The organism is Pseudomonas sp. Os17 (assembly GCF_001547895.1).
In the GTDB taxonomy this organism is placed as follows: Bacteria; Pseudomonadota; Gammaproteobacteria; order Pseudomonadales; family Pseudomonadaceae; genus Aquipseudomonas.
In genome coordinates this window covers 5,549,948-5,575,187 of sequence record NZ_AP014627.1, presented here as the reverse complement: position 1 = coordinate 5,575,187, position 25,240 = coordinate 5,549,948, and the positions used below count along the sequence as shown (strand labels likewise).

Genomic DNA, 25,240 nt, shown 5'->3' with positions numbered 1-25,240 from the left:
ACTCTGGGCATGCTTGGCCTTGCGGGGCCGAGGTCACGCAGTCTGCCCCAACACCCACGCCCAGAACATCCCCGCCCCATACAAGCCCAGCCCGAACACCGCATGTGCCATCAGGCTGCGCAGCCGGGCCACATTCGGCTTGGGCGTCTTGCTCGCCGCGATTCCGGCGCCCATGCCCGGTTGCATCAGCAGGAACGGCGCAGCCACCGTCAAGACACCGATGATCAGGGCCGGTGCCAGGGTCGGCTGTCGCGCCCACTCCAGGCCGCAGATCAGCAGCAACAGGGCGGCAAAGCCGACGCCGATCAGGTAGTGAGCCAGCCAGCCCAGTGCATGCTCCCCGGGGACCGCGGCGGCTTGGGCGATGCTTGGATGCACGAAGCGCCCACGAGGAAAATGCCCGATCCAGCGGCCGACCATCGCCCAGTTGGCGCCAGGCATGTTCAGCGCCCGCGCCAGAAACAGCGTCCAAAGATCAAGGATCAAGGTGGCGCCGATGCCCAACAGCAGCGCCTGTGAGATCAACGCGACGAACTCATGCATTACGGACTCCTTGAAGTGCGACGGGCTGTGCTTCAGCCTTGTGCACGGGCGTGATAAGTTTTCATTCAATTAAGTGATTGAATGATCAATAAAGCAGCAGGAGCTGTCAATGAGCGATTCGATTTCCCCCCAGCATCCCCTGGTCGAGATGGCTGAGCTGGCGCGCATTCTCGGCCACCATCACCGGCTGATCCTGTTGGAGCACATTGCTCGCGGCGAGCTGCCGGTGGAGCGTCTGGTGGAAGCCTCGGGCCTGTCGGTGGCCAATACATCACAGCATCTGCAGCAGTTGCGGCGTGGCGGTTTCGTGCAGACCCGGCGCGATGGCAAGCGGGTGCTCTACAGCCTCAGCCAGGGGCCGCTGGCCAGTCTGCTGGGCGCCTTGCGTCAGTACGTCGATTACAACCATGGGCAGATTCGCCAACTGCTGGCCGACAGTGAGCAGCAACCGATGCAACTGGAGGGCATATCCCGTGAGGAACTGCGTCAACGCTTGCAGGAAGGCGGCATGACCCTGCTGGACGTGCGTTCGCCGGAGGAGTTCGCTCAAGGGCATTTGCCCGGGGCAATCAACATCCCGCTGGAGGAGCTGGAGCAGCGTCTGGCCGAATTGGCTGCTGATCAGGAGTGGGTGGCATATTGCCGTGGCCCCTACTGCGTGCTGTCACACAATGCCGCAGCCCTGCTGCGGGCCAAGGGCTTCAAGGTGCGGCGTCTGGAGCAGGGGTTCACCGATTGGCAAGCGGCGGGACTGGGGGTGGAAACCAGCGAGTAAAAGCGCCACCTGGGCCGGCATACAGGACATTGCCTAGGGCGCAATGATCCATATCAACAGGGTTTTCAGAAAAATCCGCTACAAGGGCAACAGGCTCGGACCCACAAGGTATCGAGCCCCGGGCCCGCATCCTGAGGGCCGGGATAACCAATAAGAACCTTTGTGGATATCGGCCGAGGGGACCACCCCAGGCGGATTTTAAAGGAATAACCTGATGGCTTTTTCTCTGTCGCGCCTGCCCCTGCTGGGCGCCGCGCTGCTCTGCGTACCTCTTTTGCATGCCAGCGAGCCGACCCCGGCAGCGGCGCTTTCCACCCCCGACTCCGAGTTGATCCAGCGTGGCCAGTACGTGGCCCAACTGGGCGATTGCATTGCCTGCCACACCGCCAAGGGCGGCGCCACCATGGCCGGTGGCCTGGAGCTGAAGACGCCCATGGGCACCATCTACTCCAGCAACATCACCCCGGATAAAGACACCGGTATCGGCCGCTACAGCTTCGAAGCATTCGATCGCGCCATGCGCGAAGGCGTCACCCCTGACGGCAGCCATCTGTACCCGGCCATGCCATACCCGTCCTACGCCAAGATGACCGAAGAGGACATGCGCGCCCTTTACGCCTACCTGATGCACGGTGTGGAGCCGGTGGCCCAGGTCAACCTGGAAGCCGACATGGGCTTCCCCTTCAACCAGCGCTGGGGCCTGTGGTTCTGGAACCTGGCCTTCGTCGACAAGCAGCCGTTCAAGCCCGATCCGGCCAAGGACGAGCAACTCAATCGCGGCGCCTACCTGGTCCAGGGCCTGGGCCACTGCGGTTCCTGCCATACGCCACGGGGCATTGCCTTCCAGGAGAAGGCCATGAGCGACACCGAGTCCGGCGGCCAGCACTACCTGGCCGGTGAGACGGTGGAAGAGTGGCGGGCCCTGAGCCTGCGCAACCTGTGGACCGTGGAAGACACAGTGCAACTGCTCAAGACCGGGCAGAACCGCTTCGCCACGGTGTCCGGCAACATGGCCGACGTGATCCACCACAGCACCCAGCATTTCACCGACGCTGACCTGACCGCCATTGCCGCCTACCTCAAGTCCCTGCCGGCCGGTAAAGACGATCTGCCCATGCCTTCGGTGGCCCTGACTCCGGCGGCCCCGCCGAGCAACCTGTTCACCTCTCGCGGTGGCCTGGGCTACGCGCAGTTCTGTTCCGACTGCCACCGCCAGGACGGCGCTGGCGTGCCGCAGATGTTCCCGTCCCTGGCGGGCAACCCCAGCGTCGCCTCGGCCAATCCGACCTCCTTGCTGCACATCACCCTGACCGGCTGGCAGACCGCGCAGACCGCCGCTCATCCGCGGGTCTACACCATGCCCGGGTTCGCCCAGCTGGCGGATGGCGAGATTGCCGAAATCCTCAGTTTTATCCGCAGCAGCTGGGGCAACAACGGCTCGGCCATCAGCGCCGAGCAAGTGAAAAAGATGCGTGCGCAACTGAGCCCGCAAGTGGAAAACACCTTGTTCGAAACCCCGCGCCTGGCCAACCTGCTGGCGGCACCGAATGCCGAGCAAGTGGTGCGCGGCATGCGCCTGCACCTGGAAACCAAGGCTCTGCTGCCGGACAACGTCGGCAACTCGCTGAACTGCACCAGTTGCCACCTCAACGCCGGCACCGTGGCCGACGGTTCACCCTTTGTCGGTGTCTCGGCGTTCTTCCCCGGCTACGCGCCGCGGGCGGGCAAGACCATCACCCTGGAGGAGCGCATTAACGGCTGCTTCCGCCGTTCCATGCACGGCAAGCCGCTGCCGGTGAACGGTGCCGACATGCAAGCCATGGTGGCTTATTTCGAATGGATGAAAATGAACACTCGCCCCGAAGACAAGGTGGCCGGGCGCGGTGTCGGCAAGATCGACCCGGCCCTCAAGCCCAACGCCGACAACGGCAAGCAGGTCTATGCCAAGCAATGCGCGGTGTGCCATGGCGCTGATGGCGAAGGCCTGAAACGGGCCGACGGCAGCCTGATCTTCCCGCCGCTGTGGGGCGATCAATCCTTCAACATCGGTGCCGGCATGGCCCGTACCTACACCGCCGCGGCCTTCGTCAAACGCAACATGCCCATCGGCTTCCACGAGAAATTCCCCCTGGGCCAGGGCGGCCTGTCGGACCAGGAGGCCCTGGACGTGGCCGAGTACTTCTCCCACCAACCGCGTCCGGACTTCCCGGACAAGGTCAAGGACTGGCCCAACGGTGGCCGTCCGGCGGACGCCCGCTACTGACTATCGCAACGGCTCTGTAGCCGCTGGCGCAGGCTGCGAAAAAGCCCTCCGCGGCCCTCAAGAGATCGTGCTCTTCGGGGGCCGCGGAGGGCTTCGGCTGCCGCTGCCGAAATCGCAGAAAAGTCTGTGGCGGCACAGTGGCGCCGGAGTAAGATCGCCATCCTTTGCCCGCCGCCTGCGCGGGCGTTCCCATCAAGGATGAATCATGCGGCTTCGCTCGATCCTGTTGCTGACCCTGTCCCTGGGGCTTGGTGGTTGTGCCTTTGTTTCCGAGCTCAAAGCCACCACCGTGAGTTACCGGGTGCCGGCCGATGCCGGTGAAACCGCGCTGATCCGCATCGTCGCCCAAGGGCTGGTGCGTGGCGTGCCCTACAGCGATTGCATTGACTGGAGCAAGCCCGCGTCGGGGCTGATGGTTCGGCCCCATCGCGGCATTGCCCACCCCAACTTCCGCAACCTGGGCATCCCCATGACCGCCGCCACCGACCGCATGCGCCGTCAGGAAGGCTTTGGTGCCAACGAGCTGAAGATTCCGGCCAATCGTCCGTTCGCCTTCATGTTCTACAACACGGAACCGGGGATGGATAAGGACTACCGCTTTGTCTGCGAACAAAGCGTGACCTTCGTGCCCGAGGCCGGCGCGACCTATCAGATGGAGTTTCTCCAGGACCAGATGTGCACCGCGAGGCTGCGCAAGATCGATGAGCGTGGCGAAGCGCTGCCGGACCTGGTGGTTTTGCGCCCCACCGATCTGTGCAGCGCCAAAACCCAATAGGGCGTGACTAGGGGGCGTAGTGCTTGCAGATCTCTTCCCAGATGTAGGCCCCGCGAAAGCGGATCCAACGGATGAACAAGCGCACGCGAAACGCCTGCCAGCGGCTGCGGCGCCGTAGCGCCAGGCTTTCCTCGATCGCCTCCAGCAAGGATTCGCGCGCGAAGCACAGCCAGATTTCTGGGATCACCGCCATCAGGTTGGTGTAGCAGACCGGCGCCACCTCCTCGTAGAGAATGCGCTCCACCTCGACCCGGTCATACGCCTGGGTTTCGCGGGCGATGTAGGCGTAGTCCACCTCGTTATCGACAAAGGCGTCCGACAGTACGTAGCGAATATCGTCCCGCTGTTGCGGGGTGATTGCTGATGACACGGAGCGCTCCTTCCTGGGGCTTTGGCAATCGATCTGAGGCAATCTGCGCGCCGCATGAGGCGCGCTGCGACGGGCTCACCAGCGACGATAGGGGCGGCCGAAGGGAACCCCGTTCAAGGTGTGAGTGCAGCAAGGGCAATTGGGGCTCATGATGGCTGCGCTCAACTGGGGATTGACCTTCTGCAGCAGGCCCTGGGTATCGACGTACAGACCGCTGAAATAGGCGCAACCGCTGAGGCCCACGTAATCCTGTTGTTCGTGCTCATGCAGGGCCACCAACCAGAAAATCGGTTCTTCCCGATCCAGCCGGCCTTTCGCTTCGCTGAACACCCCATCCCACGGCTGGCCGACCCGGCTGAGCAGAAAACGGAACAACGGCGTGTAATCCAGCCCCAGGTGCTTGTCGGAGTGCATGCTGCCGCGTTGTTGTTCCCTGGCCAGGAGGGCCTTGCTGTGACGCTGTTTGGCGTAGGACGGTGAGTTCTTGTGCCCCACGCCCCGGGTCCGGGTGTTGACCTTGCGATACAACGGTTGTTTTTCCATCGGGCGGGTCCTTCCTGGTGGCCGGCGACAGCGGATTCTATCTTGGCGCGATCATTCGTGTCGGCGCTGCGCCATTGGCATTGTGCTGGAGGATGGTCACCGGCTGGCCCTGCTGATTGAAAAACACCTGGCCGATCCCCGACGAATTCCACAGCCGCTCCCCGGCTTCGGCATGCTCGGGCACGTGGGGTATCACCTTCATCCGCCGGCGCTTGGTGAACCAGTTCAACGGCGAGCGCGGCGAGTAGAGCCAGCGGTTGAGGCGGTCGAACCATTCCAGCAGGGCGGCGGGGAATTCGTTCTTGATGCCGCTGCTGGTGATCTGCCAGATGCGCGGGCCGCCCTGGCGGTGACGGATCAGCACTTCGTAGACGAAGGAATAGTGCACATCGCCGGAGAGAATCACGTAGCTGCCCGGGGTACGCGAGTGGCGGAATATGTTAAGGATCACCTGGGCCGAACCGCGGTGGGCCATCCAGTTTTCCGCGTCCACCAGCAGCGGGTAACCGCACCAACTGAAGACTTTCTGCACCGTCTCGATCAGCTTGACCCCGAAGATCGGCGCCGGTGAAACGATGATCGCCGAGGGGTGATCCAGCAGTTCGTGTTGCAGTTCGCACAGGGCCTCCCAGTCCAGCAGGCCCGAGGGCTGGCCCAGGTTGGACTCGCTGCGCCAGCGCCGGGTGCGGGTGTCCAGCACCACCAGGGCCGGGGTGCTGGGCAAGACGTACTGCCACTGCGCAAAGCGCAGCAACTGGTCGATCAAATCGTCCTGGGCCTGACGTTGCAGCAGGTGTTTCGGGCCTTGTGGCGTGGTGCTCAAGGCGCGGATCTGTTCCAGCAGTGGCACGAAGGCGTCCGGGTTGTTGCCCCAGCCTTGGCACAGCATGTACGCCAGCAGGGCGTTGCCGATGATGCGTTTGGAGAAGGGATGACCGTAGGCGGTTTCTTCCCACTGGGCGCTGAGGTTCCAGTCGTCGGTGATGTCGTGGTCGTCGAAGATCATCAGGCACGACAGATGGGCGAAAACCCGCGCGGCCCCCTCCAGTCCCTGGACAAAATCATCGATGCGCTGCTGTTCCCGGGTGTAGCGCGTTTGCTGTTCCGGCGTCAGTTGCGGTGGCTTGGGCGCGATCAGGGTCCAGGGCACCGGTGACCACACCAGCAGGTACATGGCCAGCACCTCGGCGAAGGTCACCAGGTGGTTGTCGGCATTGCTGCTGGTGAAGATCGGCTTTTTCACCCCGCCGAAAAACCGCTCGCGCAGGGTTTCATTGCTTTTGAGGGCCGGGAGCAGTTCGGCCCGCTGGTAGTAGCTGGCGCCATGGCGGTACAGCGCCTGGCTGTCGGCCACCACCGCGCCCTCCAACTCTTCATCGAACAGCCCGAGGCGCTCGATCAGGGCGTGAACTGCCCGCAACATGGGGCCGGCCACATCGTCGGCATACACCTGGTCGCCGCTCATCATCAACAAGGCCGGGCGCTGTGCGGGCTCGGGCTGTTGCGCCAGCAGGCGATCGACGCAGAGCAGGCCATCAGTGGACGGGTGATGGGGCTTGCGGCAGGAGCCGTGGAGCAGGTTGTCGATGCGGCTGTGGAGCACGAACTCCGGAGTCCTGGCATCGCCATACAGCAGGTGCGGCGCCCAGTCGGCAATGGATCGGGCGCCGTCCTCGGCGTCGTTGATCAAGAGGTCATAGGCAATCGTCACGTCCTGGGGCAGGGCGTCGTCCAGGGGCACATCGATCAGATGGATAAAAGCCTGGCGGCCGACGGGGATGACCTGGCATTGCTGCTGATCGAGGGGCCGTTCCAGGGCCGGGCCGCCCGTGGGGTGCAGGCGCAGGGTCAGCGGCAACGACCTTGAACCCACCAGCCACAGCACCAGCCGCGTTGGCTCCAGGCGGCGCAGCAGCGGGCCGGCAAGAACGGGGGGCAGGGCTGGGGCGGGCGTAGTCAGTGGCATCTGCAGCGGGGTCTCTGGCGGTTGCAAAGGGGGCGCAATGGTAGCGCAGCCGATGTCGAAGAAACGTCGGCTGTGGGGGCGGCGGCAAGGCTTTTGTATCCGATTATTTATGGGCGCTGGCCAGCATCACACCGAATCCGAGAAAGGTCATCCCCGACAGTTTGCCGACGATCCTGGCCCCTCGGCGACTGGACAGCCAGCCCCTGGCGCCGTTGGCCATCAGCGCGTAACCGCTGTGCAGCGCAATCACCAACAGGCTGTAGGACGCCACCAGCACAAAGAACTGGCTGTAGTAATCGCCTTGCGGCTGGATGAACTGCGGGAACACCGCGAGAAAGAAAAAGCCGGCCTTGGGGTTGAGCAACTGGATCGACAGGGCCTCGACAAAGCGCCGTGTGGGGCGGCTTTTAGTGTCCTGGAGTGGCGGAATGAAACTCTGCGTGCGCCACATCTTCACCCCCAGATACAGCAAGTACAGGGCGCCGATGTACTTGAGCAGGGTAAAGGCGGTGGTTGAGGCCGCCAGGACCAGGCCCAGGCTGCTGGCGGAAATCCCCGCCACCACAAAGGCGCCCAGGGCGATACCGAGAATGCCCGGCAGTGCCCCGCTCCAGCCGTGGCGCAAGGCGTTGGATAGGGTCAGCACCACCCCGGGGCCGGGGCTGAGGATGGTCAGGGTGGCCAGCAGTAAAAACAGTCCATAACTTGCCATGCAACACTCCAGAAATGAGCCATTGAAGGGGCGCAGCCTGCTCCACGGTTGGCGGCCTGACAAACGCTTTAATTGCACGGCTGATGTGCCTAAATCAGATCCATGCACAGGCTCTACAAAGCGTCTCAGGCGCCGCTGGCCTGAGTGGGCACCTGGGTCCGATTAGTCACCGCGTCCTGCTGAATCTGCGCCAGCATCCACTCGATAAACACCTGGGCTTCGGGGGCGGCATCGGCGGCGAGCGCGTAGTAATAGCGGGTCAGCGGCTGGTGCAGTTCCGGCAACGGGCAGACCAGCCGGCCGCTGCTCAGATCCTTGGCCAGCAACGAGGCCGGGCACAGCGCCAGCCCCAGGCCGTCGACACAGGCCTGGAGCACGAAGTGCAGATGGTCGAAATGCAAGGTCGGTGGCTGGCGCAGTGGCTTCAGACCGCAGTGTTCCAGCCATTTTTGCCAGTCGTTGGCGCGGCTACGACTGACCAACAGGGTATGGCGTCCCAGATCCTTGGGGCTGTTCAGTGCTGTGCTCTGCAACAGCGAGGGCGCGGCCACCACCAGGATTTCATCCTCCAGCAAGCGCTGAGGCTGCAGCGATGGCGCCCAGCCCGAACGCCCGCGACGAATCACCAGATCGAAGGTTTCCTTGGCCGGGTCGGGGAGCAGGGTGCTGGTCACCACTTCCGGCTGGATCTGCGGGTACAGCGCCATGAACTGCGGCAAGCGCGGAATCAGCCAGCGCACCGCGAAGGACGGCCGCACATTGACCGTCACCTTGCGCAGGGCCGCGCCGCGGCGCAGTGAAACCGCGGCCGCGGCGATCTGGGTCAGGGCCACGCTGACCTGTTCATAGAAGGCTTGCCCGGCGGGGGTCAGCACCGACTGGCGAATGCGCCGTTCGAACAGCAACACACCCAGGTGCTCTTCCAGCAGTTTGATATGGCGGCTCACTGCGCTGTGGCTCACGTGCAGTTCTTCAGCAGCGCGGCTGAAACTCTCGTGGCGAGCGGCGGCGGCAAAGGCGCGGACGGCGTTCAAGGGGGGAAGGTCAGTGATCATGTGTCTAATTTAGTCACCTATGTGGCGCAATAAAAGCGTTTGTCAGTGCCATGGCCGAACGTCAGGCTGAAACCATCCGTGACCTGCCGGTTTGCCTGCCATGCCCGATACCCACGCCCGCACCACCGATACAGCTTCGGCCCGCGCCGCCGCGATCCTCGGCCTGTGCCTGCCCGGCGACACCTTGCTCTACCTGCTGCTGCCCATGCAGCACGAAGCCTTTGGCGTGACCCTGAGCCAAGCCGGCCTGCTGCTGGCGGCCAACCGACTGGTGCGGATCTTCGGCTACAGCCATGTGATGCGCTTCTACGCCCGCCGCGGCGACCGCCCGGTCTGTGTGCTGGCTGCCTTTACTGCGGCCCTCTGTGCCCTGGGCTACGCCACCTTGTCCGGTTTCTGGTGGCTGCTGCTGTTGCGCCTGGGCTGGGGCCTGACCTACGCAGCCCTCAACCTATCGACCCAGGTCATGGCCACTGCCGAGCCCAGCGGCGCCGCTCGCCGCACTGGCCGCTCCCGAGCACTGATCGCTACCGGGCCGATGCTGGCCTTGCCCCTGGGCGCCCTGGTCAGCGTCGAATACGGCCCGCGAGTGATCTTCCTTCTTATGGCCCTGACCTCGTTGATCGCCATGCTCCTGGCCTTCGGCTTGCCGAGTAGGCCCCATCCGCTGGCCAGCTCCAGCCGCCGTTTCCAGCGCCCTGACAGTGTGGCGGTTTGGTCCTTTATCGAAGGCCTGGTGCTGGACGGCCTGTTCATCATTGGCCTGTCGCTGCTGGCCGAACAGCTGATGGCGGGCAATGCAGTGCTGGTGGCGGGCGGGCTTCTGGCCCTGCGCTACGTGTCGGAAATGCTCCTCAGTCCCCTGGGCGGTATCGCCGCACAGCGCTGGGGCGCGACGCGGATGTTGATCGTCTTTTCCCTGCTGACCTCTGTGGCCCTGGTGGGTTTTGGTTGCCATTGGCTGATCGTCGGCGGCGCCTTGGTGCTGGTGTTGCGGGCCCTGCAATTGCCGCTGGTGGTCACGGTGGTGGCGCAACGGCATCCGGGTGCGGGAAGGGTGCGGGCCTTGGCGGCCAATGCGGTGTGGCGGGACATCGGCGCCGGGATCGGGCCCTTGATCGCCGGCTTGCTGCTGCCGGTGGCGTCCACGGTGTGGGTGTATTCGCTGGCGGCGGGTTGTTTGGCGCTGAGTGCGTTGGCGTGCCGGGAGGTTCGTATTCGTGGGGAAGAGGTTAAGCCGGCGCCTGCCGAAGAGGTTTGAGGGTTTTTGGAAGAGTTTCTGCAGCCCCCAGCAAGTCAGATCAGTTAAGGAAATTTTGTAGGAGTCACTGACATCCAGCATGGTCGGAGATAGTGATGGCCATAGTCTTGGCAAAGGCAGCAGGTAATTCCCAAAAAGAATCCATGAAATATCTCGCGCCAAAGCCTGGATTGAACACCTCGTGTATCCCGCTAGGCTTGGGTTGTCGCTGCCAATCCAGCGACAGGGCCTGGGAACCCGTAGAAACAATAGGTGGTTGCGTGCCGCCTTTTTTGGTGGCAGCTCATCACTCAGGAGCTGGTTTCATGAACGTTTCGACTCAGTATCTTCCCCCCACCACCCCTCGTACCCAGGCCCACGCCGGAGGTGCGCAATGACCATCAAGACCCTCGGCCATGTCACTTTCGCCGCCAGTGGCGAAGCCCAGCATTCGCTGTTCCGGGTCAACCCGGACGTGCCGCTGCGCGAAGCCCTGGAGCAGGTGTCGCAATTGCTGTTCCACGCCAAGCATCTGGCTCGGGACGCGGCGCTGGAGCGGGACGACCGCTATGCCTGGGCCGCTCATTATTTCAGCGAGATGGGCAAGGCGATTGTCGATGATTTGTGCCTGGGAAGCTGGCCGGCTGCCGGGGAAGGGCAGCGCGCGGGTTGAGGTGAAGCTCTGAAGGTCTGTGCAGGAGGGGAGCTCGGAGGTGAGTCGCTCCACGTCTGAAACTCTGTAGGAGCGAGCTTGCTCGCGATGATGCTGAGAGCGCCGCATTCTTCCCTGTGAACGCGCGTTATCGTTGACGTCCATCGCGAGCAAGCTCGCTCCTACAGGCCTCAGGCCGAGGCCTTGTGCGTTTCACCGCGTTCAATGCTCTGCGGCTGACCCTGTTCGATCACCCAGCGCAGCAGCTCGGTCACCGGCACCCGGTGCTTGCGTTCGACCCATTCCATGCCTTCAGGGCTGTAGTGCTCGCTGTAGCGGGTCAGCACCAGGTAGTGCTGGTCTTCGGACAGGCCCAGGCTGACTTCGCGGCAATGCAGGCTGGCGTCATCGAGTCTGGTCACCCGTTGCAGCAGCATCAGGGCGTGTTGATCGGAGGTGGGCATGGACAGCTCCTTCGCGACGAGAGGGGCCGGGGCGGGGTTGATCAGGCGCATGGTCAGGGTTCTCCAGCAAGGGGAGGCCGATGCTGGCAGCTGAACCTTGCGCAAAGATGTCTGCTTTATTGCGTCGCTGAAGGTTTGTTGCGGCGTTGAAATAAATGACGCCGGGCGGCGAATGGTTTTAGATAACGGCTCATTCCGACTTGAAGTGATCTCCGCCGGTGAGCCGTCTCTTGATCGTGGACGACGACATTGAAGTCCTCGCGCTGCTGAAGAAATTCTTTGTCCAACAGGGTTATCAGGTGGCGGTGGCCACCGATGGCGCGTCGCTGTGGGCGGCGCTGGAGCGCGAGGTGCCGGACCTGATCATCCTCGACCTGATGCTCCCCGGCGACAACGGCCTGACCCTGTGCCAGCGTCTGCGCCAGTTGCATGCCACGCCGGTGATCATGCTCACCGCCATGGGCGAGTTGAGCGATCGGGTGGTGGGCCTGGAGATGGGCGCCGACGATTACCTGAGCAAGCCCTTCGATGCCCGTGAGCTGTTGGCCCGGGTGCGGGCGGTGCTGCGCCGGGCCGGGGAAAGCCGGCCGGTGAGCGGCGAGGTGCCGCGGCCGTTGATCAAGTTCGCCGACTGGCAGCTGGACCTGACCCGCCGTGAGCTGCGCTCGCCGGATCAGGTGATGATTCCGCTGTCGGCGGGGGAGTTCGACCTGCTGCTGGTGTTTGTCGAGCATCCGCAACGCATCCTCACCCGCGAGCAGTTGCTGGACCTGGCCCGGGGTCAGGCCCATGACGCTTTTGATCGCAGCATCGATGTCCAGGTCAGCCGCCTGCGGCGCAAGCTGGAGTTCGACACCAAGCGCCCGGCGATGATTCGCACCGTGCGCAACGGCGGTTATCTGTTCACCCCCAGCGTGACCCGCCAGTGAAGCTGATCAAGCCGTTGTGGCGCTATCGGCTGCGGGACACCGTGGCGCGCTGGATCGCCCTGACCATCATCATGGCCATGCTCACCGCCCTGGCCTTCAATGCGCTGTTCGTGCAGTTGGCCGGGGTCTGGGCCTATCCGCCCCTGGCGGAAACCGGGTTGCTGGAAAAGTCCGCGGCCATCGTGCGCATGATCGAAGCCTCGGAGCCGGGCCAGCGCGCGCGCTTGGCGGCCTCGGTCAGCAGCGATCACTTGAGCATTGCCTGGCAGGCGACGCGGCAGGGCCTGGATCTGCCGCTGCTGGAAGACTCCGAATACCGCGATGGCTCGGAGGCGTTTCGCGCCTTGCTCGGACCTGCGCAGCGGTATATCGAGGCCTATCAGCCCAGCGACTGGAGAAGCGGTAAAGGCCGCTACGCGCTGCTGGTGCAGTTGACCGATCAAAGCTGGGTGATGTTTTCCTCGGCGTCGCGCAGTTGGGGCCTGGAGGAGGGCACGCGCAATCTGATCGTGATCGCCCTGGTGCTGATCTCCACTGGTCTTGTGGCCTTGATCGCCACCCGCCGGCTGGCCAAGCCGCTGCAGCAGTTCGCCCAGGGGGCGCGGCGCTTTGCCGTGGACTTTCGCGCGCCGCCCATCGAGCCGGTGGGGCCCCACGAGATCCGTCAGGCGATTCTCGCCTTCAACGCCATGCAGGCGCAGTTGCAGCACTTCATCAAGGACCGCACCCAGATGCTTGCGGCCATCTCCCATGACCTGCGCACACCGCTGACCCGCATGCGCCTGCGCGGCGAGTTCATCGAAGATGCCGACCAGCAGCAGCGCCTGTTTCGTGATGTGGACGAAATGCAGGCGATGATCAATTCGGCCCTGGAGTTCTTTCGCGACGATGCGCGGTTGGAACAGGCCACCCATTTCGATCTGGCCGAGCTGCTGCAGACCCTGGTGGACGACTATCGCGACCAGTCCATGGAGATTCTGTTCAGCGGCCCGCCGCGCCTGGTGTATTGCGGCCGGCCCCTGGGGCTGAAGCGGGTGATGACCAACCTGCTGGATAACGCGATCAAGTACGGGGGCGAGCCGGCCATCGTGCTGGAGCAGGGCGCCGACCAATTGCGGGTGCGGGTGCTGGACCGAGGCCCGGGAATTGCGCCCGATGCCCTGGAACAGGTGTTCCAGCCGTTTTTCCGCCTGGAGAGTTCGCGCAACAAGAGCACCGGCGGCGTGGGCCTGGGGCTGTCGGCGGCGCGGGCCATCGTGCGTGAGCATGGCGGCGAGTTGCGCCTGTTCAATCGTGAAGGCGGTGGGTTGGAAGCGCGGGTGGAATTGCCGCTGTAGCCGCTGGCGCAGCCTGCGACAAGCCCCGAAGGGCCTTGCGAAGCCCTTCGAGCGCCCTGGCCGGCCGATCCCGGCCTGGGCTCAGTGATCCGTTGCGGCTCAGGACCAGTCGAAGCTGAACAGCACCAGGCCTTCCACCGGTTCGTAGAGCATCACCACCCGGTCGGCGCCGCTGATGCCGTAGTGGTAGGCCGGCACGCTGAGCACGTGCTGAAAGCGCCGGCCCGCCGGGCTCAGGGGCCAGATATTGCAGCTGTCGTCCGACTCTTCGACGTCCATGGGGAACTCCACGGTTTCCACCCAGTTGCCGTAGCCCTCGGCCACACCGCCCATTTCCTCGATATAGGTCAGGCGCTCCTTGTCGTTCTTGGGCCAGGTCAGGTAGCCCAGTTCCTGATGGCGCTGGCGCGCGGTGAGGTAGGCGGCGTGCTGCTTGCGGTAGTGGTGTTGCAGGTTGGCGCGCTGGTTACGCCGGGATTCGGGCAACTCGGCGTTGTCGCCGTGGAGGAAGAAATAGCGTGGACTGCCGCACAGGCGATAGCGGCCGTTCTCGATCTTGAAGCCGATCCAGTTGGTTTTCAGCAGCTCGCTGCCGAATTCGTAATCGTCGGTCAATTCGCCCACTAGCCCCTCGTCGGGCTCGATAGGGCTCAGCAGATGCAGGCGGCCGGACCACTCGGGATTGATCAGGCTGGCGTCGAAGGACAGCAGCGGTAGCAGGTGTTCGGCCAGCTCCTGCTGGTCGGCGACGAACAGCTCGCGGGCGTCGGGGTAGGCGATGGCGCCTTCAGGTAGTTGGGTCAGGTTCGGGGCGGCAACTGTGGGCATGGAGCAATCCTTTGAGGAATGGGCCGGTGCTCGGGGCAAGCGGCACTGGGGTCAGGTGTGGCGATGGCGAAAGTGACCGGGGGTGATGCCGACGACTTTCTTGAAGGCCCGGGTCATGTGGCTTTGATCGAAGAATCCACAGTGAAACGAGGCCTCGGTGATGCTTGCGCCGCTGCGCAACAGGTGCTGGACCCGGGCGATGCGGCGTTGGATCTGGTAGCTGTGGGGCGAGATGCCCAGGCTGTTCTTGAACACCCGGATCATGTACAGCGGCTCCAGGTTCACCAGGGCTGCCAGTTCTTCCAGGCGGATACTCTGTTCGAAGTCGTCGTCCAGGCGCTGCCGGATGCGTTTCACCGCCTCGCGCTCCTGGCGATCAGTGGCTGGCTGGCGCGCGCCGTTTCTCTGGAACAGCTGCGCCAGCAGTTCCAGCAGAATGCTTTCGCGCTCAAGGCTGGAGTCGGCGTGTTCGATCCGTTGGTGCTGTTGCAGGAACCAGCGGGCGAAGGCCGGATCTTCGCTCAGCACGTTGCGAAACAGGTGGATGTGATCCGCTGCCAGGCGCTGACCGAGAACGGCCCGGTTCAGCCACTGCGGGTCGATGTACAGCATTCGATAGACCCAGCCCTGGTCGCAGGCCTGGACTCCGTCGTGGATTTCGCCGGGGCTGATGGTCACCACGCAGCCCTGGGTCGCCAGGTGGTGGCTGCCGCGATAGAAGAGTTTTTCCACGCCGCCGCTGATGACGCCTAGGGCATAGCGGTCATGGCTGTGACGGCCAAACGACTGCCGACTGTAGCGGGCCGCCAGCAGCTCGCAGTCACCTTCCGGAATGCGCCAGAAGCGGGAGAAATCCCCTGGCGGTGGCGGGGGTTGGTTCTGGTGGGCATCCATTCCATGTCCAGTTTTGTGCAATACGCAGTGATTGCCGGCCGCTAAATTTACCACTCCTTGAATCCTGCGAGCTAGACGCGATGAGTGTGATGAAACTGGTGATCGGCGACTACAAGAAGTCCTCCTGGTCATTGCGGGCCTGGTTGGTCCTGGTCACTGCGGATGTGCCTTTTGAGGTCATCCAGATCAAGTTGGAGGCGCCGCAGACCGGCGAGCGAATCCTTGCCTATTCCGCGTCGGGCAAGGTGCCGGTGCTGTTGCAGGACGGCCTGTCGATCAACGACAGCCTGGCGATCTGCGAATACGTTGCTGAACACTGGCCCCAGGCTCAGCTATGGCCTGCGGATGCCGGACTCAAGGCACTGGCGCGCTCGGCCTGCGCCGAAATGCATGCCGGTTTCATTCAGTTGCGCACCCAACTGCCATTCGGGGTCAACCGCGACGAGCCTGCCCAGGCGTTGAGCCTGGCGGCCGAGGCCGAGATCCAACGGGTGTTTTCGATCTGGCGCCAGTTGCTGGCCCGGAGCCGGTCCGAGGCGTTCCTGTGCGGAACCTTTGGGGTGGTGGATGCCATGTTCGCGCCGGTGCTGTTGCGCTTCATGCGCTATGGCATCGCCATTCCCGAGGATCTGAAACCCTACGCCGATGCGGTGTTGCTGCACCCTCCGGTGTTGCTGTGGCTGAAACTGGCGATGCAGGAAACTTGAATGTCCGGCGTGCAAGGCAACAACAAGGTCAATCGCGGTGGGGGGATCTATGTCGAGCAATAGAGCGTTAGTGGAGCTGACCCTGGGAGGGCTGATGCTCAGCCTGTCGGCCCTGGCAGTGGCCTTTGCCCATATCGGCGCGGGCGGGGCGGGGTTCTACCGCATGCTGTTCGCCTCGATCCTGTTCTTGCTGCTGCTCAAGGTGCGCCGCATCCCGGTGCTGCTCAAGAGTGCCAGGGCCCGGTTGTATACGGCCCTGGCCGGGGTATTCCTGGCCATCGACCTGGTGCTCTGGCACCAGAGCATCTACATCGTCGGCCCGGGTATCGGCTCGATTCTGACCAACTGCCAGGTGTTCTTCATGACCCTGCTGGGCCTTTATCTGCTCAAGGAAAAGCCTTCGCTCTACTTTTTGATCTCCATCACCCTGGCGTTTGTCGGACTGTACCTGTTGTTGCTGCCGGAAATGAGCAGTGCCCTGGGCATCAAGGGCTTGGTGTATGGCGTGCTGTCGGGCCTGGCTTACGCCGTCTGTGTGTATTTCCTCAAGGTCAACACCCAGTTGCCTGACGGCGGTGGCGACAAGATCGCGCAGATGCTCAACCTGAGCCTGTGGGCCGCGCTGGTGTTGCTGGTGTATGCCCTGGCCATGGGGGAAAGCCTGGTCATCGTCGACGGGCAGACTTTAGTGATGCTGATCATCTACGGGGTGATGGTGCAGTTCGTGGGCTGGCTGTTGGTCAACCGCTCCATCGGCGCCATCAGCCTGGGATTGGCAGGGCTGATCCTGCTGCTGGAACCGGTGATTACCTATTTCGTCGATGTGGCGTTTCTCGGCAAGGTCAGCTCGGCGCTGCAGATCGCCGGTGCGTTGCTTACGATCTTTGCCGTGTACATCGGTTCGATCAAACCGCCGGTAAAGGTGACGCCGGTGACCGAGGCCGCTTGAGGCCCCGATCTGATGCCGCGTTCCGATTCAGCGTCGTGCTGGATTTTTACTGCGCCCGGACCCGCCTGTCTGTGCGCAGTTTTTTTTGCCGGTCATTCAGGCCGACAGGGCCAGACGCGTAGCACCGGCATCCGCCGCGGCCTGGGCCTGGGTGCGCTCATCCTCTTCGAGTACCCGCGAGGCCCGACCCACCAGCAACGGATCGGGGGCGTGGGCGACTTTCAGGTCCTTGCCCGGGTAGTCCAGCTCATGCAGGAAATGGCGGATGCAGTTGATCCGCGCGCGCTTCTTGTCGTCGGACTTGATCACCGTCCACGGTGCATCGGCGGTGTCGGTGTGGAAGAACATCGCTTGCTTGGCGGCGGTGTATTCGTCCCACTTGTCCAGGGACTTGATGTCGATGGGCGAGAGCTTCCAGTGCTTGAGCGGGTCGTCTCGGCGCGAGATGAAGCGGCGCAATTGTTCTTCGCGGTTCACCGAGAACCAGAACTTGAACATCAGGATGCCGCTGTTGCACAGCATGCGTTCCAGCTCCGGAGTCTGGCGCATGAACTCCAGGTATTGCAGGGGCGAGCAGAACTCCATCACTCGCTCGACGCCGGCGCGGTTGTACCAGGAGCGGTCGAAGAAGACCATTTCCCCGGCGGTGGGCAGGTGCTGGATATAGCGCTGGAAATACCACTGGCCCTTTTCCTGTTCCGAGGGCTTTTCCAGGGCTACGATCCGCGCACCACGGGGGTTGAGGTGTTCCATGAAGCGCTTGATGGTGCCGCCCTTGCCCGCCGCGTCACGCCCTTCGAACAGCACCACGATGCGCTGTCCGGTTTCCTTGACCCAGCTCTGCACCTTGAGCAGCTCGATCTGCAGCTCGCTCTTGGCCTTTTCGTACTCGGCGCGGCGCATGCGGTTGCGATAGGGGTAGTTGCCCGGCAGTGCGGCGGACACGCTGTCTTCATTGGAACCGCGCGGCGCGCTGGCCACTTGCAGGGCCATGGGCTTCTGGCTGATGGCGCTGATTTCGGCCTCGGCGACTTTCACCGGGGCGGCCTTGGTGGTCCGTGGCCGGCGTGGCGTGGCGGCTTTGCGTGGAGCGGCCTTGGTGCTGGCGGTGCCGGAGCTGGCCGGGGCCTTTTGCACTGGGGCGGGAGGCAGGGGCAGGGCGGTGGATTCTTCACTCATGGGAGGGGCCTGTAGTTGCGTTCAATGTCCTCCGGTCATTTTTAGGGCTGGGGGGCTCGGGGCCGTTGATCTCGATCAAATTTGTTACAACGAAAAGTCTGTAATGAGTTTCAGATTTTTCTAGCCTGTTTAAGGACGCATCAGTGCATATGGCGGCTATCGTGCAGTCAGGCGCAGATCAGAAGAGAGGCCACCATGAACCCGATCGTTTGGCCAGCACTGGCTATTTTGCTGGTTGCCCAGTCGCCGGCGTACGCCATCAACGAAAAGTATCGCCAGCAACTTGAGCAATCGGGCTGCACTCAGATGACCGAGCTTCAGGGTTGTGACATCCACAAGAGCAAAGCCGAGAACGCCAAGGCCGGATTTGCTGACCCCGACGCCCCGGCAAGCGCTGACAGCCTGAAGGCACCGACGCCTTATGTCGGGCAATGGACGGCGAAAAGCCCATCCGGCGCGACGGTTGCCACGATCCGTATCGATGCCAGGGAGCGGGTGTGGGTCAATGGCAAACAGGTCAAAGCCAAACGCACGGATGGCGCCCTGCAATTTCGTCAGGGCACGCTGCTCTTCACCATTCAAGGCGATCGGCGGCGGCAGAGCGAAGACATCTGGATGGATACCGATACCGGAGCCAAGGGGCCGATTCAGATCCAGTGAGGATTCGGCCAGGCACAAAAAAACCGGCTCAGGTGGCCGGTTTTTTTGGGTTCAAGACGTATTGAGCAACGTCTTGAGATATGTACTTGGTGCCCCGAGGGAGACTCGAACTCCCACTTCTTGCGAAAACGGATTTTGAATCCGCCGCGTCTACCAATTCCGCCATCAGGGCTCAATGGCGGCGAAGTATAGAGAGGCGGTTACCGTTGGTCAATCGGCTTTCATGGTCAATTTTTAGTTATTCCGCTAAACTTTCCGGCCCTGCTAGACGAACCCCATCATGCGCGTTGCTGACTTTACCTTCGAGCTTCCTGATTCGCTGATCGCCCGCCATCCTTTGGCCGAGCGTCGCGGCAGCCGTCTGTTGACCCTGGATGGGCCAACCGGCGCCTTGGCCCACCGTCAATTCACCGATCTGCTGGAGCATCTGCGCCCTGGCGATCTGATGGTGTTCAACAATACCCGGGTGATTCCGGCCCGCCTGTTTGGCCAGAAGGCCTCCGGCGGCAAGCTGGAGATCCTCATCGAGCGGGTGCTGGACAGCCATCGTGTGCTGGCCCATGTGCGCTCCAGCAAGTCGCCCAAGCCGGGCTCGAAGATTCTGATCGAGGGCGGTGGCGAGGCCGAGATGCTGGCGCGCCACGACACGCTGTTCGAGCTGGGTTTTGCCGAGGAGGTGCTGCCGCTGCTGGACCGGGTCGGGCACATGCCGTTGCCTCCTTATATAGACCGCCCGGACGAAGGCGCGGATCGCGAGCGCTACCAGACCGTGTACGCCCAGCGCCTGGGCGCCGTGGCGGCACCGACCGCTGGGCTGCATTTCGACCAGCCGCTGCTGGAGGCGATTGCCGCCAAGGGTGTGGAGACGGCATTCGTGACCCTGCATGTCGGCGCCGGAACCTTCCAGCCGGTGCGGGTCGAACGCATCGAAGATCACCATATGCACCACGAGTGGCTGGAAGTCGGCCAGGATGTGGTGGATGCGGTGGCCGCGTGTCGGGCTCGCGGTGGCCGGGTGGTGGCGGTGGGTACCACCAGCGTGCGTTCCCTGGAAAGCGCCGCCCGCGATGGTGTGCTCAAGCCGTTCAGCGGCGACACCGACATCTTTATCTACCCGGGCCGGCCATTCCATGTGGTCGATGCCCTGGTGACCAACTTCCATCTGCCGGAATCCACGCTGTTGATGCTGGTTTCGGCGTTCGCCGGTTATCCCGAGACCATGGCCGCCTATCGCGCCGCAGTGGAAAATGGGTACCGCTTTTTCAGCTACGGTGATGCGATGTTCATCACCCGTAATCCCGCGCCGACCGCTCCCAAGGATCTGGCCCCCGAGGAAACTGTATGAGTCGCACTTGTCGTATGTCCTTCGAGCTTCTGGCCACTGATGGCAAGGCTCGTCGCGGTCGCCTGACCTTCCCCCGCGGTACGGTGGAAACCCCGGCCTTCATGCCGGTGGGCACCTACGGCACGGTCAAGGGCATGTTGCCGCGGGATATCGTCGCCACCGGCGCCGAGATCATTCTCGGCAACACCTTCCATCTGTGGCTGCGCCCGGGTACGGAAGTGATCAAGGCCCACGGTGACCTGCATGATTTCATGCAGTGGAAGGGCCCGATCCTGACCGACTCCGGCGGTTTCCAGGTGTTCAGCCTGGGGGCGATGCGCAAGATCAAGGAAGAGGGCGTGACCTTCGCCTCGCCGGTGGACGGTGCCAAGGTGTTCATGGGCCCGGAAGAGTCGATGCAAGTGCAGCGCGACCTGGGGTCGGACATCGTGATGATCTTCGATGAGTGCACGCCGTACCCGGCCGATGAGGACGTGGCGCGGATCTCCATGGAGTTGTCCCTGCGCTGGGCCCAGCGCTCGAAGAACGCCCACGGCGACAACACGGCGGCGCTGTTCGGCATCGTCCAGGGCGGCATGCACCAGGACCTGCGCATGCGTTCCCTGGAAGGCCTGGACAAGATCGGCTTCGACGGCCTGGCCATCGGCGGCCTGTCGGTGGGCGAGCCCAAGCATGAAATGATCAAGGTCCTGGACTACCTGCCGGGCCAGATGCCTGCCGACAAACCTCGTTACCTTATGGGAGTTGGCAAGCCGGAAGATCTGGTTGAGGGTGTGCGCCGCGGTGTGGACATGTTCGATTGCGTGATGCCAACCCGCAATGCCCGCAATGGGCATCTGTTCATCGATACAGGCGTGCTGAAAATCCGTAACGCGTTTCATCGCCATGATGATTCGCCGCTGGACCCAACTTGTGATTGCTACACCTGCCAGAACTTCTCCCGTGCCTATCTGCATCACTTGGACAAGTGCGGGGAAATGCTCGGGAGTATGCTCAATACCATCCATAATTTGCGCCATTACCAGCGTCTTATGGCTGGTTTGCGCGAGGCTATTCAACAAGGTACATTGGCCGCCTTTGTCGATTCCTTCTATGCCAAGCGCGGGTTGCCCGTGCCGCCTTTAGAGTAAGTTCTAAAGACGTTAAGCCACTAATTCTGCAATTATCGGAGTGTTAAATGAGCTTTTTGATCCCTGCCGCGTATGCGGACGCCGCTGCACCTGCTGCTGCCGGTCCTGCCGGCACTGGTTTCGAGTGGATTTTCCTGGTCGGCTTCCTGGTCATCTTCTATCTGATGATCTGGCGTCCACAGGCCAAGCGCGCCAAAGAGCAGAAGAACCTGCTGAGCAACCTGCAGAAAGGCGACGAAGTTGTGACCACTGGCGGTATCGCCGGCAAGATCAACAAAGTGACCGACGACTTCGTGGTTCTGGAAGTGTCGGACTCCGTTGAGTTGAAGTTCCAGAAGGGCGCGATCGCAGCCACGCTGCCAAAAGGCACGCTGAAAGCGATCTAAGTTTCATCTTTTACCAATCGACGGGGCGCGCAAGGCGCCCCGCGTCATAAACGGGCGGCGTGATGCTGAACAAATATCCTCTGTGGAAGTACCTACTGATCCTGGCGGTGCTGGCGATCGGTTTTATTTATTCCGCTCCCAATCTATACCCTGATGATCCGGCCATTCAGGTCAGCGGTGCGAGCACTGCGTTGCAGGTCACTCAGGCGGATCTGGATCGTGCGAGCAACGCGCTCACCGACGCCGGTATCAAGGTCAAGGCTTCCTCCATTGCCGCCAACGGCAAGGGTGGCCTGCTGCGCTTGATCAACAAGGAAGACCAGCTTCCGGCCAAGGATGTAGTGCGCAAGGCGCTGGGCGATGACTATGTGGTGGCGTTGAACCTGGCGCAAACCACCCCGCAATGGCTGCGCAACCTCGGTGCGCACCCGATGAAACTGGGTCTGGACTTGTCCGGTGGTGTGCACTTCCTGCTGGAAGTGGACATGGACAAAGCCCTCGACGCCCGCCTGAAAGTCTATGAAGGCGACGTCAAGAGCCTGCTGCGCAAAGAGCGTCTGCGCTATCGCAGCCTGCCGCAGCTCAACGGTGCCATCCAGCTGGGCTTCAGCGATGAAGACAGCCGTGAACAGGCCCGCTCGCTGATCCGCAAGAACTTCAATGATTTCGATATCGTACCGGCCGACCTCAATGGCCAACCGGTGCTGCGTCTGGCGATGACCCCGGCCAAGCTGGCGGAAATCCGCGAATACTCCATCAAGCAGAACTTGACCACCGTGCGTAACCGGGTCAACGAGCTGGGTGTGGCCGAGCCTCTGGTTCAGCGTCAGGGTGCCAACCGTATCGTGGTTGAGCTGCCGGGCGTGCAGGACACCGCTGAAGCCAAGCGGATCCTGGGCAAGACCGCCAACCTGGAATTCCGTCTGGCCGCCGAGCCGGGTGCTTCCAAGGCGACTTCCGAGTCCTTCGAATTCCGTGAGGGCAACCGTCCTCCAGCGCTGATCGAGCGTGGCCTGATCATCACCGGCGACCAGGTGACCGATGCCCAGGCCGGCTACGACGAGCACGGCCGTCCACAGGTGAACATCAAGCTCGATGGTCACGGTGGCGAACTGATGAACCGTTCGACCCGCAGCAACGTCGGTCGCAGCATGGCGGTGATCTTCATCGAGCAGAAGCCGATCACTACCTACACCAAGCAGATGGTCGACGGCGTCGAGAAAGATGTGCCGGTCCAGGCGTTCAAGGAAGAGAAGAAGATCATCAGCCTGGCGACCATCCAGTCGCCTCTGGGCAGTCAGTTCCGCATCACCGGCCTGAACGGCCAGGGTGAGTCCTCCGAGCTGGCGCTGCTGCTGCGTGCCGGTGGTCTGGCGGCACCGATGTACTTCGCTGAAGAGCGCACAATCGGTCCGAGCCTGGGTGCTGACAACATCACCAAGGGTATCGATGCGTCGCTGTGGGGCATGCTGTTCGTGTCGCTGTTCATCATCGCCATCTACCGCTTCTTCGGCGTGATCGCCACGGTGGCCCTGGCGCTGAACATGGTGCTGCTGCTGGCCCTGATGTCCTTGCTGGGGGCGACGCTGACCCTGCCGGGCATCGCCGGTATCGTGCTGACCATGGGTATGGCGGTGGACGCCAACGTACTGATCTTCTCGCGGATACGTGAAGAGATCGCCGCCGGCATGACGGTGCAGCGGGCAATCAACGAAGGCTTCGGCCGGGCATTCACCGCGATTCTCGATGCCAACCTGACCACCTTGCTGGTGGGCGGCATCCTCTTTGCCATGGGCACCGGCCCGGTCAAGGGTTTTGCAGTGACCATGTCCCTCGGGATCTTTACCTCGATGTTCACGGCCATCTGGCTGACCCGCGCGATGGTCAACCTGATCTTCGGCGGTCGTGACTTCAAGAAGTTGTGGATTTAAGGGGCTGCCATGTTACGTACTATCAACTTCATGGGCGTCCGCAACTTTGCGTTCGGCGTCACAGTGCTCCTCACCGTTCTGGCGTTGTTCAGCTGGTTCCACAAGGGGTTGAACTACGGTCTGGACTTCACCGGCGGTACGCTCATCGAGCTGACCTACGAGCGTCCGGCGGATGTGATGAAGGTGCGTTCGCAACTGAACGACGCCGGTTATCACGAAGCCATCGTGCAGAGCTTTGGTGCGACCACCGACCTGCTGGTGCGGATGCCGGGTGAAGACCCGCAACTGGGCCATCAGGTGGCCGAAGCGTTGCAGAAGGTCGGCGGCGACAATCCGGCGCAGGTCAAGCGTGTCGAGTTCGTCGGCCCGCAAGTGGGTGAAGAGCTGCGCGACCAGGGCGGTCTGGGCATGCTCATGGCGCTGGGCGGCATCCTGATCTACCTGGCTTTCCGCTTCCAGTGGAAGTTCGCCGTGGGCGCCATCGTTTCGCTGATCCACGACGTGATCGTGACCGTGGGTATCCTGTCGTTCTTTCAGATCACCTTCGACCTGACGGTGCTGGCGGCGGTGCTGGCGATCATCGGTTACTCCCTCAACGACACCATCGTGGTGTTCGACCGGGTGCGTGAGAACTTCCGGGTGCTGCGCAAGGCCAGCCTGATCGAGAACATCAACATCTCGACCACTCAGACCCTGCTGCGGACCATGGCGACGTCGATCTCCACCTTGCTGGCGATCATTGCGCTGCTGTTCTTCGGTGGTGACAACCTGCACGGCTTCTCCATCGCCCTGTTTGTCGGTGTGCTGGCGGGTACCTACTCGTCGATCTATATCGCCAACGTGGTGCTGATCTGGCTGAACCTGAACAGCGAGGACCTGATTCCTCCGGCCAACACCGAGAAGGAAGTGGACGACCGTCCTTGAGGATCTAGCCCTTTTCCGGCTGTCAGTTAAAAAGGCGCGAGTGTTGAACTCGCGCCTTTTTTATTGCTCCAACGCTGGGAGAAGCGCGGGCTAAGTCCCGTTTGTATGGTCAGGAGGTTCACGTGAACAAGTCGTTGCTGGTTGGTGCGGTATTGGGTGCTGTCGGTGTCACCGCCGGGGGTGCTGTTGCCACCTACAGCCTGGTTAAAAGCGGCCCTGAGTATGCGCAAGTGCTGGCTGTGCAGCCGGTCAAGCAACAGATCAAGACTCCTCGCGAAGTCTGCAAGGACGTTGCGGTCACCCGTCAGCGCCCGGTCAAGGATGAGCATCAGATCCTCGGCACCGTGGCCGGTGCGGTGGGCGGTGGCCTGCTGGGCAGCATGATTGGCAATGGTAACGGCAAGAAGCTTGCCACTGTGGCCGGTGCCGTGGGTGGCGGTTATGCGGGCAACAAGGTGCAGGAAGGCATGCAGGAGCGTGACACCTACACCACCACGCAGACTCGCTGCAACACGGTCAATGACATCAGTGACAAGATCGTCGGTTACGACGTGAAGTACGATCTGGGCGGCAAGCAAGGCCAGGTGCGCATGGATCGCGATCCGGGCAACCAGATCCCGGTGGATAAAGAAGGGCGTCTGATTCTCGGCCAGAACCAGAATCAGCCAGGCCAATAACCCGCG

At 62.6% G+C, this 25,240-nt stretch carries 26 protein-coding genes and 1 tRNA gene; 16 read left to right on the top strand and 11 right to left on the bottom strand.

Annotated elements, in window-relative coordinates; translation table 11 throughout:
• Window positions 1-33: 33 nt before the first annotated feature.
• Complete coding sequence (locus POS17_RS24525; RefSeq protein WP_060840906.1) at window positions 34-543, bottom strand: DUF2938 domain-containing protein; 510 nt, start codon at window positions 541-543, stop codon at window positions 34-36.
• Window positions 544-652: 109 nt separating this feature from the next.
• Between POS17_RS24525 and POS17_RS24520 the strand changes: the two genes are divergently transcribed.
• The 3 genes from POS17_RS24520 (at window position 653) to POS17_RS24510 (ending at window position 4,356) form a co-directional block, all read left to right on the top strand.
• Window positions 653-1,318 carry an ArsR/SmtB family transcription factor gene (locus POS17_RS24520; protein ID WP_060840905.1) on the top strand — a complete coding sequence of 222 codons (666 nt, stop codon included), beginning with the start codon at window positions 653-655 and terminating at the stop codon, window positions 1,316-1,318.
• 214 nt (window positions 1,319-1,532) lie between these two features.
• On the top strand, window positions 1,533-3,581 hold the full coding sequence (locus POS17_RS24515; RefSeq protein WP_060840904.1) for a c-type cytochrome: 2,049 nt from the start codon (window positions 1,533-1,535) through the stop codon (window positions 3,579-3,581).
• A gap of 205 nt (window positions 3,582-3,786) precedes the next feature.
• Window positions 3,787-4,356: a hypothetical protein gene (locus tag POS17_RS24510; RefSeq protein ID WP_060840903.1), complete on the top strand. Its 570-nt coding sequence runs from the start codon at window positions 3,787-3,789 to the stop codon at window positions 4,354-4,356.
• A 7-nt stretch (window positions 4,357-4,363) separates the two neighbouring features.
• On the opposite strand, the gene POS17_RS24505 is transcribed toward POS17_RS24510, so the two are convergent.
• The 5 genes from POS17_RS24505 to gcvA all read right to left on the bottom strand — a co-directional run bounded on the left by POS17_RS24505 (window position 4,364) and on the right by gcvA (window position 9,002).
• Window positions 4,364-4,726 (bottom strand): DUF7079 family protein, encoded by a 363-nt coding sequence (locus POS17_RS24505; RefSeq protein WP_173655915.1) that lies wholly within the window; start codon window positions 4,724-4,726, stop codon window positions 4,364-4,366.
• Window positions 4,727-4,801: 75 nt separating this feature from the next.
• Window positions 4,802-5,269 carry a hypothetical protein gene (locus POS17_RS24500; RefSeq protein WP_060840901.1) on the bottom strand — a complete coding sequence of 156 codons (468 nt, stop codon included), beginning with the start codon at window positions 5,267-5,269 and terminating at the stop codon, window positions 4,802-4,804.
• 37 nt (window positions 5,270-5,306) lie between these two features.
• A complete protein-coding gene (locus POS17_RS24495; protein ID WP_060842012.1) occupies window positions 5,307-7,235 on the bottom strand; it encodes an alkaline phosphatase D family protein in 1,929 nt (642 codons plus the stop codon).
• A gap of 103 nt (window positions 7,236-7,338) precedes the next feature.
• Window positions 7,339-7,947 (bottom strand): LysE family translocator, encoded by a 609-nt coding sequence (locus POS17_RS24490; RefSeq protein WP_060840900.1) that lies wholly within the window; start codon window positions 7,945-7,947, stop codon window positions 7,339-7,341.
• Window positions 7,948-8,072: 125 nt separating this feature from the next.
• The gene (gene gcvA / locus POS17_RS24485; RefSeq protein ID WP_060840899.1) at window positions 8,073-9,002 is read right to left on the bottom strand and encodes a transcriptional regulator GcvA; all 930 of its coding nucleotides are present in this window, start codon (window positions 9,000-9,002) and stop codon (window positions 8,073-8,075) included.
• Window positions 9,003-9,102: 100 nt separating this feature from the next.
• Between gcvA and POS17_RS24480 the strand changes: the two genes are divergently transcribed.
• Window positions 9,103-10,263 carry an MFS transporter gene (locus POS17_RS24480; protein WP_060840898.1) on the top strand — a complete coding sequence of 387 codons (1,161 nt, stop codon included), beginning with the start codon at window positions 9,103-9,105 and terminating at the stop codon, window positions 10,261-10,263.
• Window positions 10,264-10,636: 373 nt separating this feature from the next.
• Entirely contained in the window at window positions 10,637-10,915 is a 279-nt protein-coding gene (locus POS17_RS24475) for a DUF3077 domain-containing protein (protein WP_016968356.1), read from the top strand.
• A 170-nt stretch (window positions 10,916-11,085) separates the two neighbouring features.
• On the opposite strand, the gene POS17_RS24470 is transcribed toward POS17_RS24475, so the two are convergent.
• Entirely contained in the window at window positions 11,086-11,358 is a 273-nt protein-coding gene (locus POS17_RS24470) for a hypothetical protein (protein ID WP_231978979.1), read from the bottom strand.
• 218 nt (window positions 11,359-11,576) lie between these two features.
• On the opposite strand from POS17_RS24470, the gene POS17_RS24465 reads away from it, so the two are divergent.
• Together POS17_RS24465 and POS17_RS24460 are read left to right on the top strand one after the other, a co-directional pair.
• Window positions 11,577-12,287, top strand: a complete 711-nt coding sequence (locus tag POS17_RS24465) for a response regulator (protein ID WP_060840896.1) — start codon at window positions 11,577-11,579, stop codon at window positions 12,285-12,287.
• Window positions 12,284-13,624 carry an ATP-binding protein gene (locus POS17_RS24460; protein WP_060840895.1) on the top strand — a complete coding sequence of 447 codons (1,341 nt, stop codon included), beginning with the start codon at window positions 12,284-12,286 and terminating at the stop codon, window positions 13,622-13,624. The genes POS17_RS24465 and POS17_RS24460 overlap by 4 nt, the downstream gene beginning before the upstream one ends.
• Before the next feature lie 99 nt (window positions 13,625-13,723).
• Here the strand turns inward: POS17_RS24460 and POS17_RS24455 are convergent, their stop codons facing one another.
• Window positions 13,724-14,452, bottom strand: a complete 729-nt coding sequence (locus POS17_RS24455) for a hypothetical protein (RefSeq protein WP_016968352.1) — start codon at window positions 14,450-14,452, stop codon at window positions 13,724-13,726.
• 51 nt (window positions 14,453-14,503) lie between these two features.
• A complete protein-coding gene (locus tag POS17_RS24450) occupies window positions 14,504-15,346 on the bottom strand; it encodes an AraC family transcriptional regulator (RefSeq protein WP_060840894.1) in 843 nt (280 codons plus the stop codon).
• Between the two features lie 80 nt (window positions 15,347-15,426).
• Between POS17_RS24450 and POS17_RS24445 the strand changes: the two genes are divergently transcribed.
• Both POS17_RS24445 and POS17_RS24440 read left to right on the top strand, forming a co-directional pair.
• Window positions 15,427-16,053, top strand: a complete 627-nt coding sequence (locus POS17_RS24445; protein WP_060840893.1) for a glutathione S-transferase family protein — start codon at window positions 15,427-15,429, stop codon at window positions 16,051-16,053.
• A gap of 49 nt (window positions 16,054-16,102) precedes the next feature.
• Entirely contained in the window at window positions 16,103-17,002 is a 900-nt protein-coding gene (locus POS17_RS24440; RefSeq protein WP_060840892.1) for a DMT family transporter, read from the top strand.
• 96 nt (window positions 17,003-17,098) lie between these two features.
• Here POS17_RS24440 and ppk2 read toward each other — a convergent pair whose 3' ends face one another.
• Window positions 17,099-17,995, bottom strand: a complete 897-nt coding sequence (gene ppk2, locus POS17_RS24435; RefSeq protein ID WP_162492860.1) for a polyphosphate kinase 2 — start codon at window positions 17,993-17,995, stop codon at window positions 17,099-17,101.
• 381 nt (window positions 17,996-18,376) lie between these two features.
• On the opposite strand from ppk2, the gene POS17_RS24430 reads away from it, so the two are divergent.
• Window positions 18,377-18,841, top strand: coding sequence for a hypothetical protein (locus tag POS17_RS24430; protein ID WP_060840890.1), 465 nt, complete (start codon window positions 18,377-18,379; stop codon window positions 18,839-18,841).
• Window positions 18,842-18,928: 87 nt separating this feature from the next.
• Here POS17_RS24430 and POS17_RS24425 read toward each other — a convergent pair.
• Window positions 18,929-19,013, bottom strand: a tRNA-Leu gene (locus tag POS17_RS24425).
• A gap of 108 nt (window positions 19,014-19,121) precedes the next feature.
• On the opposite strand from POS17_RS24425, the gene queA reads away from it, so the two are divergent.
• From queA to POS17_RS24395, 6 genes are all read left to right on the top strand, one after another.
• Entirely contained in the window at window positions 19,122-20,186 is a 1,065-nt protein-coding gene (queA, locus tag POS17_RS24420) for a tRNA preQ1(34) S-adenosylmethionine ribosyltransferase-isomerase QueA (RefSeq protein ID WP_060840889.1), read from the top strand.
• Between the two features lie 14 nt (window positions 20,187-20,200).
• Window positions 20,201-21,316, top strand: a complete 1,116-nt coding sequence (tgt, locus tag POS17_RS24415; protein WP_162470478.1) for a tRNA guanosine(34) transglycosylase Tgt — start codon at window positions 20,201-20,203, stop codon at window positions 21,314-21,316.
• 47 nt (window positions 21,317-21,363) lie between these two features.
• On the top strand, window positions 21,364-21,702 hold the full coding sequence (gene yajC, locus POS17_RS24410; protein WP_060840888.1) for a preprotein translocase subunit YajC: 339 nt from the start codon (window positions 21,364-21,366) through the stop codon (window positions 21,700-21,702).
• Window positions 21,703-21,764: 62 nt separating this feature from the next.
• Window positions 21,765-23,633, top strand: a complete 1,869-nt coding sequence (secD, locus tag POS17_RS24405; protein ID WP_060840887.1) for a protein translocase subunit SecD — start codon at window positions 21,765-21,767, stop codon at window positions 23,631-23,633.
• A gap of 9 nt (window positions 23,634-23,642) precedes the next feature.
• Window positions 23,643-24,557, top strand: a complete 915-nt coding sequence (secF, locus tag POS17_RS24400; protein WP_060840886.1) for a protein translocase subunit SecF — start codon at window positions 23,643-23,645, stop codon at window positions 24,555-24,557.
• A gap of 122 nt (window positions 24,558-24,679) precedes the next feature.
• Window positions 24,680-25,234, top strand: a complete 555-nt coding sequence (locus tag POS17_RS24395) for a glycine zipper 2TM domain-containing protein (protein WP_011063221.1) — start codon at window positions 24,680-24,682, stop codon at window positions 25,232-25,234.
• Window positions 25,235-25,240: the final 6 nt, after the last annotated feature.

What these genes read in the sequence shown, in the direction of transcription:
- POS17_RS24520 (WP_060840905.1), top strand. Translation starts at nt 653, where the DNA reads ATGAGCGATTCGATTTCCCCCCAGCATCCCCTGGTCGAGATGGCTGAG.
- secD (WP_060840887.1), top strand. Translation starts at nt 21,765, where the DNA reads ATGCTGAACAAATATCCTCTGTGGAAGTACCTACTGATCCTGGCGGTG.
- POS17_RS24480 (WP_060840898.1), top strand. Translation starts at nt 9,103, where the DNA reads ATGCCCGATACCCACGCCCGCACCACCGATACAGCTTCGGCCCGCGCC.
- POS17_RS24515 (WP_060840904.1), top strand. Translation starts at nt 1,533, where the DNA reads ATGGCTTTTTCTCTGTCGCGCCTGCCCCTGCTGGGCGCCGCGCTGCTC.
- POS17_RS24455 (WP_016968352.1), bottom strand. Translation starts at nt 14,452, where the DNA reads ATGCCCACAGTTGCCGCCCCGAACCTGACCCAACTACCTGAAGGCGCC.
- POS17_RS24445 (WP_060840893.1), top strand. Translation starts at nt 15,427, where the DNA reads ATGAGTGTGATGAAACTGGTGATCGGCGACTACAAGAAGTCCTCCTGG.
- gcvA (WP_060840899.1), bottom strand. Translation starts at nt 9,002, where the DNA reads ATGATCACTGACCTTCCCCCCTTGAACGCCGTCCGCGCCTTTGCCGCC.
- POS17_RS24470 (WP_231978979.1), bottom strand. Translation starts at nt 11,358, where the DNA reads ATGCCCACCTCCGATCAACACGCCCTGATGCTGCTGCAACGGGTGACC.
- POS17_RS24490 (WP_060840900.1), bottom strand. Translation starts at nt 7,947, where the DNA reads ATGGCAAGTTATGGACTGTTTTTACTGCTGGCCACCCTGACCATCCTC.
- POS17_RS24495 (WP_060842012.1), bottom strand. Translation starts at nt 7,235, where the DNA reads ATGCCACTGACTACGCCCGCCCCAGCCCTGCCCCCCGTTCTTGCCGGC.
- POS17_RS24475 (WP_016968356.1), top strand. Translation starts at nt 10,637, where the DNA reads ATGACCATCAAGACCCTCGGCCATGTCACTTTCGCCGCCAGTGGCGAA.
- POS17_RS24450 (WP_060840894.1), bottom strand. Translation starts at nt 15,346, where the DNA reads ATGGATGCCCACCAGAACCAACCCCCGCCACCGCCAGGGGATTTCTCC.
- yajC (WP_060840888.1), top strand. Translation starts at nt 21,364, where the DNA reads ATGAGCTTTTTGATCCCTGCCGCGTATGCGGACGCCGCTGCACCTGCT.
- queA (WP_060840889.1), top strand. Translation starts at nt 19,122, where the DNA reads ATGCGCGTTGCTGACTTTACCTTCGAGCTTCCTGATTCGCTGATCGCC.
- POS17_RS24440 (WP_060840892.1), top strand. Translation starts at nt 16,103, where the DNA reads ATGTCGAGCAATAGAGCGTTAGTGGAGCTGACCCTGGGAGGGCTGATG.
- ppk2 (WP_162492860.1), bottom strand. Translation starts at nt 17,995, where the DNA reads ATGGCCCTGCAAGTGGCCAGCGCGCCGCGCGGTTCCAATGAAGACAGC.
- POS17_RS24510 (WP_060840903.1), top strand. Translation starts at nt 3,787, where the DNA reads ATGCGGCTTCGCTCGATCCTGTTGCTGACCCTGTCCCTGGGGCTTGGT.
- tgt (WP_162470478.1), top strand. Translation starts at nt 20,201, where the DNA reads ATGTCCTTCGAGCTTCTGGCCACTGATGGCAAGGCTCGTCGCGGTCGC.
- POS17_RS24500 (WP_060840901.1), bottom strand. Translation starts at nt 5,269, where the DNA reads ATGGAAAAACAACCGTTGTATCGCAAGGTCAACACCCGGACCCGGGGC.
- secF (WP_060840886.1), top strand. Translation starts at nt 23,643, where the DNA reads ATGTTACGTACTATCAACTTCATGGGCGTCCGCAACTTTGCGTTCGGC.
- POS17_RS24430 (WP_060840890.1), top strand. Translation starts at nt 18,377, where the DNA reads ATGAACCCGATCGTTTGGCCAGCACTGGCTATTTTGCTGGTTGCCCAG.
- POS17_RS24525 (WP_060840906.1), bottom strand. Translation starts at nt 543, where the DNA reads ATGCATGAGTTCGTCGCGTTGATCTCACAGGCGCTGCTGTTGGGCATC.